The organism is Methanospirillum sp. (assembly GCF_028679455.1).
GTDB lineage: Archaea > Halobacteriota > Methanomicrobia > Methanomicrobiales > Methanospirillaceae > Methanospirillum.
Genome location: NZ_JAJRBM010000129.1, coordinates 1 through 12387 on the forward strand (window position 1 = coordinate 1; position 12387 = coordinate 12387).

The following is a 12387-nucleotide window of genomic DNA, read 5'->3' on the forward strand; positions in this document are numbered from 1 at the left end:
CACATCTGACATATTTTCGAGGGCATTTTTCTCGTATGCACCTATCCTTGCTTTTTTGAGCATCTCTTCATCGATGTCAGTTGCAATAATTGAACCGCTGTATGCTGGTCCCGTCTTTCCCAGTTCATACAGGATAATTGCGTACGTATATGGTTCTTCCCCGGATGAACACCCGGCACTCCAGACTTTTATTGACCGTTTATCCCTTATTATTGTTGGAAAGATCTCTTTTCGTACCAGATCAAAGACATCGGGATCCCGGAAAAACTTAGTTACGTTGATGGTCAGAGCGTTGCGAAGTTTTTCTTCTTCTTCAGGATGAGTCCGAAGGTACTGGTGATATTCAGCAAAATCTTTGGATCGTGTAGAGTTCATCCGGGACAAAAGTCTTCGTTTGATGTAGTCCTGCTTATAATTGGTTAATTGGATCTTCAAACGTTTCTGAACGTCCTGGATCAATTCAGGAAGACCTTTTTCACTAACCTGAGGTACTGAAATTTGAGGAAACACCGGGGTTGAAATTTTTTTTTCCATGATTGTACCTGAATCGGCTATACGATCGTATCAGAAAATTTTCAAGAGTAACCCTGAATATCATGCAGTATCTTCTTAATATCCAGCCAGATGATGAGAGTTGTCTTATGGCTGGTTTCAGATCGTTTCTCTAGGATATCATCATATGATATTTTAATGATTCCTTTGATATGGGTTTTTATTTGTGTTGTGATATCATCGCCGAGCATTGAGACATGTCTTCCCATAATCTCGGTGACACTCTGAACGTTATCAACAATGATTCCTACATGTTCGCCGTTGGTTACATCTGAAGGAATAATTATGATCTTCTGTCCCGATCTGTCTTTTTTGGGACGCTGACCAAGCAAAATCGCGAGATCAATTACATGAGTGACTTCTCCTCTGAGATTGATTATCCCGATAACATAGGGCGGGGTTTTCGGAAGCGGGGTGACAGGTTGAAATTCCACAACTTCCCTAACCATAGTGATATCGATTGCATATCGCTCTTCATTCAGCTCGAACTCAACAATGTCTATCTGCTCATTTGCATCTGCCAGTTGTGATTTGGACTGCGTTCCCTGCTTCTCTCTGATTCCTTTGATCTCGTTTTGAACGGTTTGGATTTGTTTTTCTAATGAACGTATCTTCTTTGTTGAATCCGTGAGATCCATGTACCAGTATGTCTGAAGTGGTTTATCGTCGCAAATATTTTGTGGATATTCTTGTAGCCAGAAGTCCCCTGATGAGAGTGAAACATGAATGAGACCAGATTGATCAGATACCAGAAGTTCCTGTCTCCGGTGCCCTTCAATTTGTTCTGGCCCTACTCCTGTAATTCGCGAGAAGCTCTCATTGACTTTTACTATTAAACCGGTATGATCTGATTGAAGTCCAGGTACCGGGACTAAATTAAGATCGAGCGTAACTTTGGTCTGTTCCTTTTCGGTTTCAGCAACTTCGCGAACACAGGTTTCAGGTTCTACCTGCACTGATGGTTGAGTGATAGGTGCCGGTCCCGCTTTTTCTGCCGGTGGGATGATGGGCTGGAGGATCAGGATAACAGCGACACTGCTTCCCGAGGTTCCAACTGGTGCCACCATCCCTGAGGATTCCTGAACTCCCCACGCAGTCTCCATCCTGATAACCTCTGGAAGATACATGACTTCGGTTGCATCCTGAACCAGCACTGCATCAGGAATTAAGACTCCCAGATCCCTGACATCGGTTCCAAAGAGATCTGAAGGGCTCGTTCCTGTCAGTTCAGCGAACCCTTCATTTGCAGCTAGAATCTTAGCGTGTTTATCAAGGAGTGCTGCAGCTGCCGGATTGAGATCCAGCAGCATTCGAAGCATGATATCTATTGACGGTTTTCCCTCTTCGTGTGTTTTTATCTCTTCAGGTTCATACTCGGGAGTGACTGGAACTCCGACTACGAGCACCTGTGGTTCCCCATCAGCTACCAAAAATGGTGTGATCTCTAAATATACCCGCGATTCTGTTCCATCCGGATGATTAATCACTCCGTCTATCTGGGAAGGTTCGGGATTTTGCAGAACAGATCCGATTGCATCGGCATCCTCAAGCCTGATCCCACAACTTCCAATATCACGAAGGATAATCTGTTCTTTGGTCCTGCCAACCAGCGAACCAAATGCCTGATTACATGCAGTAATTGTGCGATACTGATTAATTGCCACTGCAGGGATTGGGAAAAAATCAAATGCCAATGCAGCCGGATTAGGCATTTTTGATTGAGAGAACTCTTGGCCAGCAGGCTCATTGGTATCGAAAGGCTCAAAGTCAGGAGTCAGGTTTTTTTCTTCAGGTACTTCTGATTCCTGAAGGGCTGGTTCTGAAACCGGTGAGGTTTTTATAAGTATCACGAGAGAGATGGCTTCGTGATCAAAAGGGACTACTGGGGGAGTCAGGGTAACAATCGAGTATCTTTCACCATCTGGTCCGATTATCGTTGGTTCATCTGGGAAATATTTACTTAATGAAGGATGCGCAGTGGTAATATTGCTGCGGGCTATTGAAAAGAGGGTACAGAACGAATTATTCGCATCATACAGACTTCTGTCCGGACCGGTGAGTACCATCGGGACATCATGATATTGAAAGATTTCAAGTGCACGATCAAACTCGGTATGAGACGTGATCAGATCATTGAGATATGATTCGCGTTCTGAAGAGAGTTGAATATTCTCATTCGTGAGACTTGAAATCTGATCATTTTTCAGAAGGAGGGAGGACTCAAGATCAGCAAATTCTGTTTTCTGTTGGTGAAGGGTTTTCACCAGAGTAATAAGCCGGGTGGTAACCGGTTCAAATATGGGAGGGATCTCTTCTGGTACAGAATCCTCAATTATACTGATCTTCTGAATGACTTCCCTGATCTCGGTAACCGGTATAGACTCTTCCTGAAGAACTGGCGTCCCAGTCCCTGCAAATAGAGCACGCCTACCTTGCCGTATCTTCTCCGTTTCCTCTTTCATCCCGTCATCACCTCACCGTCCGTGATCCAGTTCCTGTGCAATGTGTGCAAATGCTTTTGCTGCCGGATCGTCAGGGTATGAAAATGCGAGTGGCATTCCTCTCCTGTTTGATACCCCCACCTGCTGGCTTTCAGGAACCTGAATTACCGTACCCACTTCTCGTTTCATCTGCTCTTCAAGGATCCTTTGCATGTCCTCTCCCTGATTTAGCATATTTTGTTCTTTTTTCCCGAGAATCGCTGAAATTTTTGAAAACAACGAGTATTCATGCCTGGGACTACCCCATCTGTTTAATACTGCCATCTCAATCCTGATATCCTTCCCCAGTACCTCCTCAATATCGGTAATGATCAGACGGATGTTTTCGTATCCGTTCAAGGCAAAACTATCTGGTGAAAATACTAATACTGTTCGATCTGCAGCAATGATTGCATTCAGAACAAACTGCCCGAGGAATGGGGGAGTATCTATGAATATATGATCATACCGCTCTTTCAGACCCGGGATTTCTCTGGTCAATAATTCATACCGGTCAGGGTTCTGATAGAGCAGGGGTTCTGCACCAACCAGGTCGAGATGGGAAGGAATGAGATCAATCCCTGATACTGTTCGTATAATCAGACTTGACAGGGATATTGGTTCACTTTCCGGACTACTCTGTGAAGCATAATAATGATAGATATTGTGAGCTGGTGTATCCGGATGAATTCCCAGTCCGAGTGTAGCATTTGCCTGGGGGTCAGTATCTATAACCAAAACCCGGCGACCATTTTTTACCAGAAATCCGGCAACCTGAAGACAGGTTGTGGTCTTTCCGGTCCCTCCTTTATGATGGGAAAAAGCTGTGACCGTTATCTGGATCCCCTCTTATAACATACATCCTGAGGCATTTATATTTATTATTACTGATTCGCTCTGAATTTTCTGTCAGGTCAGGGCCTTCCATCTTCTCGATTGATCATGGTGAGAGGATCGATAAGTCTAACTGATACCATATTTTTTGTCCTTTTTACGGATCTCATAGTTTTGCGCTTCAAAAATGTATGGGAAATGCAATATATATTTATACATTATCTACTGATTATCACTCATTATGCCTGATTCCTCTGTCTTTGAGCTGAGAAAATTTGTAGCTCCTGAGATAGTATACGGGGAAGGTGCCCGCCTTCTGGCAGGTCAGTATGCCTCAATTTTTCAGGCAGAAACCATCCTGGTAGTGACTGATCCTGGTGTTATTCAATCCGGGATTGCTGATGATGTGTTTCAAAGTCTTGATGAATATGGTATAGCGTATCACGTATTCTCTGATATCCAGCCGAATCCTCGTGCAGAATCAGTTATGGAAGGGACCCGGATTTACAGGGAGAAACATTGTACCGGAATTATTGCAGTGGGTGGGGGATCCCCGATTGATTGTGCTAAAGGGATTGGGATTGTCAGTTCTAATAATAAACATATTCTTGAATTTGAAGGAGTAGACAAGGTAGAAATTCCGGCCCCCCCACTCATCTGTATCCCTACAACCTCAGGAAGCAGCGCAGATGTGTCGCAGTTTGCAATTATTTCAGATACCCGTCGCCAGGTTAAGATCGCGATCATCTCAAAAACCCTGGTTCCTGATGTTGCCTTGATCGATCCGGTAACACTCTTAACCCTCACTCATGATCTCACTCAGCATACCGTTCTTGATGCTCTGACTCATGCCATTGAGGCATTTGTCTCTAATGCCCATTCTTCCATCTCTGACATCCATGCTCTAGAGGCCATTCGGTTGATCTGTTCGTATCTGCCTCTGGTAATGCAGGAACCAAAAAATCTGGAATATCGGGCCTATACCATGCTGGCTAGTATGCATGCCGGTCTTGCGTTTTCAAATGCCAGTCTTGGGGCAGTTCATGCGATGGCCCATAGTCTGGGTGGATTTTTGGACCTTCCACATGGCATGTGTAATGCCCTTCTTCTCCCGTCAGTTATTAAATTTAATTATTCCGGAGCGTCAGAGCGGTATGATACTATCGGAAAACAGTTTGGATTTGATATGAGTGCTTCCATGTCAGAGGGGCGGATGGATGCTTTACTCTCCGGGTTATCAGAATTTTATACGAAAATTGGATTTAACAGTAGTCTTTCTGATATCGGTGTTACCAGGGATCATGTAGATGATCTTACAGAAAAAGCAATCATGGATGTCTGCATGGTTACTAATCCAAGAGGTATAACCAAGAAAGATCTCATCTCGATTTATGAGTCAGCTCTCTGAGAGGTCAGATGATCAGGAATATTCCGTTCAGGTTCATCACCGGATCCCGCTTCTCTCTCTCAAAGGAACACTTATTTTTCCTTTCCTGCTGGTTCTCTCCCGTGGAATCTGGTGATTGATTATTTCATCAGTACAATTCCCACGGCTTTATGGTCTTCATCCGGTTATCGATGATACCAGTCAGGTACTCATCGTCGGAAGTTTTCCCTCTACCATCTCTCTTCAGAAAAGCCAGTATTATGCGAATCCCCGTAATGATTTCTGGAAAATTATGGAGGTTGTGATTGGGATGCCTCATGGTCTGCAATACCAAACCCGGATTGATTATCTTTTATCTCAAGGGATAGCCCTCTGGGATGTAGTGAGTTCGTGTACCCGGGTAGGGAGTGCTGATGCAACAATTAGAGATCCGAATCCCGCTTCTATTGGTTCTCTCCTCATTCGTTATCCCGCTATCAGAGCAATATTCTGTAATGGAAGAAGAGCAGAAACAGGTTTAGTGCATGCAATGACTCATGAACAATCCGATGTTCACCCGGATCAGGTTCATATTGGCTATATACCATCCAGCAGCCCGGCCCATGCGATAAAATTTCAGGAAAAATGTAGATCCTGGCTGGTGATCAGGGATTTTTTGGCCCTGACTTCTGTCTGACCATCACTATTTTTTTGCCGTTATCGCATTACGATACGATGTATCAAGGACATAATTCCAGGTTTTGATCTGTTCTGCTTTGACCCGGGAAAAGGAGATCCACAACCCGGCGGAGTAGCAAACATCTCAGTGTTCATACGGTCAGATATCTCATCAAAAATTTTTTTGTATGCGATGCAATGGGGATCTACTCCCGATTGTTTCCCTTGATCCGGAGCAATTGCATTATATGGGCATCCTCCCCGGCAATATGAAATATGACTGCATGAATTGCACGCCTCATCAACATATGCCTTGAATTGGTGCATTTTATTCCATGCTTCACTCTGGGCAAGTTTCTGGGTATCTGGTTTGTCATACACCGATCCCATCACCCAGGCATCCATCCCGACAAACCGGTAACAAGGATATATGCTTCCCTCAGGACCTATAGCAAAGGTATTAGCCATGCAATCCGCATAGGTGCACACCGTTCCCCGCCTGGTGAATACGCATCGACAGAGATCATTGATATTCATAATCTCCAATTCATCCTGATGCTCAAGTGCCTGATCAAGAAGATAGATCAGGAGCATTCCATACTCATCAGGAGGGAGTGCCCATTTTTCAGGTTCTTCACTTCGAAGTGATGGCAGAGCCGGATGAAATTTCAGGGGAAATCCATTTTCCCGGAAAAATCTGATGATATCTTCTTTATTCTTAACTGACTGGTTTGTAAATGTACAGATAAACCTGACATCAAGTCCATGGGCTTTGGCGATTTCATACCCTGCCATCGTCTTCTGATAATATCCATCCCCTCGTTGTAAATCCGTAAGTTGTTCAGGGCCGTCAATACTTGACCCGATAGGAATATGATATGCTGCAAATATCTCTGCGATTTCATCATTCATCTTCCAGAGATTAGTTTGGATAGCAAAAGACGGGGTATTTGCCGCAAGTTCTTCTGCTAACAGGGGGATGGCGGATCTAAAAAAGTCTGCACCTGCCAGGAGTGGTTCTCCTCCATGGAAAGTTATAGTAAGCGGGTCATCCCGAAACCCTTTGAGCCAGGATGTTGTTGCCCGCACCGTCTCAAGACTCATGATCGGTGACCCCTCCTCTGAACTCCAGCAATAACGACAGTGGGAGGGACATCCCAGGGTTGGAATGATCATGATATGAAACGGGGTCTTCATGCCCATATGTTCACCGCGATACCTCATAGGATTACGTATGGTATAGGATCGTACTGAGGTCCTCTTTCTAGTAAAGAAGAAACCTATTACCCGATCCTGAGTACATGTCATGACAGTTGATACAGGAATTATTATGGATTATCAGATATCTATAAAAAACAAGCCCACATGGCGTCGGGTTTGGATTATATTACTTACTGGTCTTATGATGATGAATTGTGCAGTCATTTCTGTTTCGGCTACTATTTTTTCAGAAGACGGATCAAACCTTACCCGGTCTGATCTCTATAATCTGACAAACAGTTCTGATGCAGTGACTAATAATTCATCAGCAGTATTTTTCTATGATCCTGAATGTGGAGCATGTCTGCCAGTTCATGCATATATGGAGACATACCTTGCAGATCACCCGGACATTGAGCTTGATGTTGTAAACCTTTCTACCGGTCAGGAAGCAACAGATCGTCTTGATAAATATTATATAATGCTTAATCGCGAATGGGAAAATATTCCAGTAGTATTCATCGGTCCCGTAGGTCTTGAAGGAACCCAGGAGATACTTGATAACTTTGATGGTCTGTTTACCTGGTATTGCAGGAATGCCTATCCCGGGAATTCCTCATACAATTTGTCTTCGAATATGACTGGAACTGATGGCGATCAAGCGGTTGTTAGTGCTGCATAACGTTTTTCCGATAGGATCGGCCTTCCCCAAACGCTACTCCTACTACCTGACCAATAGAACGGTATGAAGGTCCGGCTAATACCATTGGATTCACTCGCTGCGGATCTGGTTTATTGTCATCAAGACATTCATCATCAGCATAATAATCGATGACTTCTCCGATGAATACTTCATTAAAGGGAAGATCTACAATCCTGATAACTTTACAGATAAAGTTTATCGGGCACTCCTGAATCATTGGAGCAGTTTTTTCAAGTCCGTAGAATGAGGTGAATAGTTCACTCTTATTGATGTCCCGACCAGAAACAAGTCCACAGAAATCTGTTTTCTGGACCATATCTGCTGAAGGGATATTTATACTGAAAAACCCATTCTCTTTTATCCCGATATTGGAATAGTGGGATTTCATAGATGAGATATATACGATAGGAGGTTGAAGGGACATTAACCCGAACGCACCAAGGGTTATGTAATTCTCTCTTCCTTTCACGAGGGTTCCTGCAATGACCACCGGAAGCGTCACTTCCGGGGGCTGAGCCTGAAGTTGTATCTTCACCGTTATGCTCCTTCACCAGATCTGGTCAGGTATGGTTTCGTAAGATCAGTGTAAGCATAAGATCAATATACTACATAATATCCATGCTGAATGGATTATGTCCCCTCATCCTCCCCAGTTCTCCGTAGAGGTATCCTGGTTGCATTACATGCATTCATTGGTTTGAGAGTCTGGAGAAAAAAAGAAGAAGTGAATGTTAGCTATAAGCTTTAATAGATACTACTCATATCCTATTCTATGACTCCTCGATCAGATACTCCTCAAAAAATTAAATTTCTGAAATTAATATATCAATTTCCTGAAGGAATAAAATCAGGAGACATAGCCGAAAAATTTTCTATCAGAACTGCTACGGTAACCCGCTCCCTGCGTGAACTCAGTAATGCAGGGTACCTGAATTATGATCCCTATCAGGGTGTTGAACTCACCTCAGCCGGGGAAGAGTTTGTCCGCTTTCTCATTCGCAGACATCGAATACTCTCACTGATGTTTGCCAGGGCTGGATTATGTGAAAAGGCTGCATGTATACAGACTGAATTAATCGAGCATCTGGTCCCACGTGATCATGTAGATCAGATCTGTCGTTCACTCGGTCACCCCAGCCGTGCAGCATGTGGTATTATTGAACACGATCCCCTCTGTTGTGGGGGGTGCTGATCGATGAGCTATCAGCTAAAACAGATTTTCCATAATAAAAATGGGCATACATTTTTTATCATCCGAAATAGGTTTTTTCTTATATTTGTGTGCATCTTTTTGATCTTGTTTTTGGTTACCTCTGGTTGCACAAAGATGGAAACCAGTTCTCCGACTTCCGGAGAGAAACCGCTGATTATCGCCTGTACTGTTCCGCCTCAGGAAGAATTTATTAAGGCAATTGCAGGGAATGAAACCCGGGTTCTGGTAATGGTTCCTCCCGGAGCAAGTCCGCATACGTTTGAACCAACTCCGTCGCAGATATCTGCACTTGAATCTGCTGATTTGTATATCGCACTCGGGTCAGGAATCGAATTTGAGAACCAGTGGCTTGATCGTATCAGATCCATGTACCCGCACCTTCAGATTGTGAACTCTTCAACCGGACTAATCCTCATGCCAGGAACTGAAGATCATCACAAATCAGAGGAGCATGAAGAAACCCATGAAGCAGAAACAACCGATCCTCATATCTGGATGTCGATAAAAAATGCCAAACTGATGGTTAATACCACCTGCGAAGCCCTATCTACGCATACTCCCTCCAAGCGGATATTCTATGAAACGAACCGTAACCGGTACCTGGATCTGTTATCAGTGGTGGATACAAAAATTGCGGGACTTCTCTCATCGCTTCCCTCCCGAACCATCCTTGTTTATCATCCTGCGTTCGGGTATTTTTGCCGGGATTATAATCTGACTCAACTGGCTGTAGAGTCAGATGGGAAAGAACCAGCTGCAAACAGTCTTGCATCGCTGGTTGACAGAGCAAAATCAGAAAAAATATCGCTCTTGTTTACTGAGCCTGAATTCTCAACGCAAGGGGCAGAGACACTTGCAGCAGAGATTGGTGCCCGGGTTGTGCTGATCACTCCATTATCCGGAGAATATCTTACCAATATCAATCATATCGCAGAGCAGATTGCAGGAAAATGATAACTTCAGAACCCATTCTCGAAATTAGAGATCTCCAGGTTTCCTATGGTAATATGGTTATTCTTGACTCGGTTTATCTTACCATTGGAAGAGAGGATTTCTATGCGGTAATTGGCCCGAACGGAGGTGGGAAGACAACTCTGATACGGGCAATACTGGGTCTTGTCCCTATTGATAATGGAGAAATCCTGCTTTTTTCACGTCCGGCTGATACCGAGGGAAGATCACAGATTGGGTATGTTCCCCAGTATCACACATTTGATTTTCAGTTTCCTATCACCGTGAGAGAGATGGTCCTTACCGGCAGGATTGGAAGACGGGGTGGATTGTTCAGCCGGTACTCCCCGGCAGATTATCAGGCTGCTGACCGAGCACTATCCCGGATTGGTGCAGCGTCACTTGCTCTCCGTCCGATCGCTGATCTATCTGGTGGTGAACGGCAACGTGTTCTTATTGCCCGTGCCCTGGCTGGAGAACCAGAATTTCTCATCCTGGATGAACCTACTGTTTTTGTTGATACCCCGACTGAGAACCAGTTTTATGAGCTGCTCACAACTCTCTCTCATGAAGTAACGATTCTGATGATCACCCATGATATTGGTGTTGTTTCCCGGCATGTGAACCGTGTTGCCTGTCTGAACCGGCGGTTGTATCAGCACGAGAGTGAGCATCTGACTGCGGACATGATCTCAAAAACATATGGATGTCCTGTTGATCTGATCACCCACGGAGAGATTCCACACCGGGTCCTGGCAAAACATGAGGATGAATCATGATTGAAGCCCTTGGTTATGAATTTTTTCGCTCTGCCCTTCTGACCGGGCTGCTCGCCTCCATTGTATGTGGGATTATCGGGAGTTATGTCGTGGTAAAGCATATGATCTCCATATCCGGCGGGATATCCCATGCTGCCTTTGGAGGAATCGGGCTTGGATATCTTCTTGGGATTGATCCTCTCACCGGTGCATTTATATTTACTGTTGGTGTTGCTGGAGTAGTCTGGGGATTAATGGAACGGGCAAAACAGCATATTGATACACTAATCGGTGCAATCTGGGCCGGAGGTATGGCTTTTGGAATTTTGTGCATATCACTGACCCCCGGTTATACACCTGATCTCTTCAGTTATCTTTTTGGCAACATCCTGTTGGTCCCTCCCGATCATCTCGTCCTGATTTTTCTGCTCGGTTTGGTGATCATCGTGCTGGTAACTGCCTTGTATCCGGCATTGCAGGCAGTTGCCTTTGATCAGGAGTATGCTACCATATCAGGACTGCCAACGAGAGGTTTGAACCTGCTGATTCTGGTTCTTATTGCGATAACAGTAGTGGTGCTCATTCAGGTAGTCGGAATAATTCTGGTTATTGCTCTTCTCACTCTGCCCCCGGCTATTGCACGACCATTTTCCCGTACCCTTCGCGGCCTGATGGTCATCTCAACAGGAGTAAGCATGATGCTCACTACTACCGGAATTTTTCTCTCCTGGATTTTTGATATTCCTTCAGGTTCCTCAATCATTCTCTTTGGGGTCCTGGTATATCTGGTGGTTACCTGTGCACACATTTTTTGTTCTCTGAAAAATCGAAATGTTCCGTTTCTGATACACAAATAGGCAACCCTTTCTCTTTCTGATTTATACGATGTCCCGGACAATATCCAAAACTCGCATTTGATGCCTACCCGGGGGGTTTCCTTTATGTACGAGTGAGATAATAATGACATATCGTGAAGACCATTCTTTATGTTGATGATGAACCAGCCCTTCTTGATATTGCACAATTATTTCTAGAAAAGACAAGTGAATTCAAGGTAATTACTGCTGAATCAGCTAAAGAAGGTCTGGAGATATTTCATACCCGTCATCCTGATGCAATTGTATCTGATTATCAGATGCCTGAGATGAATGGTATCGAATTTTTGAAAGAAGTTCGTCGTGAAAGTGCTGTTCCTTTTATCATGTTCACTGGAAGAGGCAATGAAATGATAGCGATGGAATCGACGAACAGTGGATCTGATTATTATATTCAGAAAGGAGCAGATCCCCGTGCTCTTTTTGCAGAGCTTACCTATAAAATCAGGCTTGCCTTATCAGATCGCAGGGAAGAGACTGAAGAACAGCGATCAAAGAAAACAATCCGGACACTTATTGATAAAACCTATGATGCCGTCATTATTCATAATCTTGAAGGCCGTATTTTTGAAGTAAATACTAAAATGCTGGATTTATTTCAACTGACCCGGGAGGAAGCATTACGTTTTACGATTGATGAACTTTCGGGACCAGGTTCTCCTACTGCTATCAGATCAGATATTTTAAAGAAAGTTCTTGCCGGAGAAGATCAATTTCTGTTATGGGAAGCACGCAGACCCCATGATGGGACTGTTTTTCCAATTGAGAAATTTTTAA

Annotated in this window: 13 protein-coding genes; 8 read left to right on the forward strand and 5 right to left on the reverse strand. The window is 44.1% G+C overall.

Annotated elements, in window-relative coordinates; translation table 11 throughout:
- The 3 genes from LUQ50_RS04380 to LUQ50_RS04390 form a co-directional block, all read right to left on the reverse strand.
- A partial coding sequence (locus LUQ50_RS04380) for a CheR family methyltransferase (protein WP_300036742.1) occupies positions 1-534 on the reverse strand: 534 nt, incomplete at its 3' end.
- Positions 535-575: 41 nt separating this feature from the next.
- The gene (locus tag LUQ50_RS04385) at positions 576-3014 is read right to left on the reverse strand and encodes a chemotaxis protein CheW (RefSeq protein ID WP_300036745.1); all 2439 of its coding nucleotides are present in this window, start codon (positions 3012-3014) and stop codon (positions 576-578) included.
- Positions 3015-3026: 12 nt separating this feature from the next.
- A complete protein-coding gene (locus LUQ50_RS04390) occupies positions 3027-3875 on the reverse strand; it encodes a ParA family protein (RefSeq protein ID WP_367278956.1) in 849 nt (282 codons plus the stop codon).
- Positions 3876-4107: 232 nt separating this feature from the next.
- On the opposite strand from LUQ50_RS04390, the gene ercA reads away from it, so the two are divergent.
- Together ercA and LUQ50_RS04400 are read left to right on the forward strand one after the other, a co-directional pair.
- On the forward strand, positions 4108-5274 hold the full coding sequence (gene ercA / locus LUQ50_RS04395) for an alcohol dehydrogenase-like regulatory protein ErcA (RefSeq protein ID WP_300036748.1): 1167 nt from the start codon (positions 4108-4110) through the stop codon (positions 5272-5274).
- 115 nt (positions 5275-5389) lie between these two features.
- Positions 5390-5929 carry a DNA-deoxyinosine glycosylase gene (locus LUQ50_RS04400; protein ID WP_300036751.1) on the forward strand — a complete coding sequence of 180 codons (540 nt, stop codon included), beginning with the start codon at positions 5390-5392 and terminating at the stop codon, positions 5927-5929.
- Positions 5930-5949: 20 nt separating this feature from the next.
- On the opposite strand, the gene LUQ50_RS04405 is transcribed toward LUQ50_RS04400, so the two are convergent.
- Positions 5950-7107 carry a TIGR04083 family peptide-modifying radical SAM enzyme gene (locus tag LUQ50_RS04405; protein WP_300036754.1) on the reverse strand — a complete coding sequence of 386 codons (1158 nt, stop codon included), beginning with the start codon at positions 7105-7107 and terminating at the stop codon, positions 5950-5952.
- A 109-nt stretch (positions 7108-7216) separates the two neighbouring features.
- On the opposite strand from LUQ50_RS04405, the gene LUQ50_RS04410 reads away from it, so the two are divergent.
- On the forward strand, positions 7217-7792 hold the full coding sequence (locus LUQ50_RS04410; RefSeq protein WP_300036757.1) for a hypothetical protein: 576 nt from the start codon (positions 7217-7219) through the stop codon (positions 7790-7792).
- Here LUQ50_RS04410 and LUQ50_RS04415 read toward each other — a convergent pair.
- Positions 7779-8348 (reverse strand): flavin reductase family protein, encoded by a 570-nt coding sequence (locus LUQ50_RS04415; protein WP_300036759.1) that lies wholly within the window; start codon positions 8346-8348, stop codon positions 7779-7781. The two genes, LUQ50_RS04410 and LUQ50_RS04415, sit on opposite strands and share 14 nt — an antisense overlap.
- A gap of 237 nt (positions 8349-8585) precedes the next feature.
- Here LUQ50_RS04415 and LUQ50_RS04420 point away from each other — a divergent pair, with 237 nt between their 5' ends.
- From LUQ50_RS04420 to LUQ50_RS04440, 5 genes are all read left to right on the forward strand, one after another.
- Positions 8586-9005 (forward strand): metal-dependent transcriptional regulator, encoded by a 420-nt coding sequence (locus LUQ50_RS04420; RefSeq protein WP_300036761.1) that lies wholly within the window; start codon positions 8586-8588, stop codon positions 9003-9005.
- Between the two features lie 135 nt (positions 9006-9140).
- Positions 9141-9980, forward strand: coding sequence for a zinc ABC transporter substrate-binding protein (locus tag LUQ50_RS04425; RefSeq protein ID WP_300036764.1), 840 nt, complete (start codon positions 9141-9143; stop codon positions 9978-9980).
- On the forward strand, positions 9977-10756 hold the full coding sequence (locus tag LUQ50_RS04430; protein ID WP_300036766.1) for an ABC transporter ATP-binding protein: 780 nt from the start codon (positions 9977-9979) through the stop codon (positions 10754-10756). Before LUQ50_RS04425 ends, LUQ50_RS04430 begins: the two co-directional genes overlap by 4 nt.
- Positions 10753-11592, forward strand: coding sequence for a metal ABC transporter permease (locus LUQ50_RS04435; RefSeq protein WP_300036768.1), 840 nt, complete (start codon positions 10753-10755; stop codon positions 11590-11592). The genes LUQ50_RS04430 and LUQ50_RS04435 overlap by 4 nt, the downstream gene beginning before the upstream one ends.
- 113 nt (positions 11593-11705) lie before the next feature.
- The coding region (locus tag LUQ50_RS04440) for a response regulator (protein WP_300036770.1) at positions 11706-12387 on the forward strand (682 nt) is incomplete at its 3' end.

Coding starts and splice junctions, on each gene's coding strand:
- LUQ50_RS04425 (WP_300036764.1), top strand. CDS start 9,141: ATGGAAACCAGTTCTCCGACTTCCGGAGAGAAACCGCTGATTATCGCC.
- LUQ50_RS04385 (WP_300036745.1), bottom strand. CDS start 3,014: ATGAAAGAGGAAACGGAGAAGATACGGCAAGGTAGGCGTGCTCTATTT.
- LUQ50_RS04420 (WP_300036761.1), top strand. CDS start 8,586: ATGACTCCTCGATCAGATACTCCTCAAAAAATTAAATTTCTGAAATTA.
- LUQ50_RS04405 (WP_300036754.1), bottom strand. CDS start 7,107: ATGAAGACCCCGTTTCATATCATGATCATTCCAACCCTGGGATGTCCC.
- ercA (WP_300036748.1), top strand. CDS start 4,108: ATGCCTGATTCCTCTGTCTTTGAGCTGAGAAAATTTGTAGCTCCTGAG.
- LUQ50_RS04410 (WP_300036757.1), top strand. CDS start 7,217: ATGACAGTTGATACAGGAATTATTATGGATTATCAGATATCTATAAAA.
- LUQ50_RS04435 (WP_300036768.1), top strand. CDS start 10,753: ATGATTGAAGCCCTTGGTTATGAATTTTTTCGCTCTGCCCTTCTGACC.
- LUQ50_RS04430 (WP_300036766.1), top strand. CDS start 9,977: ATGATAACTTCAGAACCCATTCTCGAAATTAGAGATCTCCAGGTTTCC.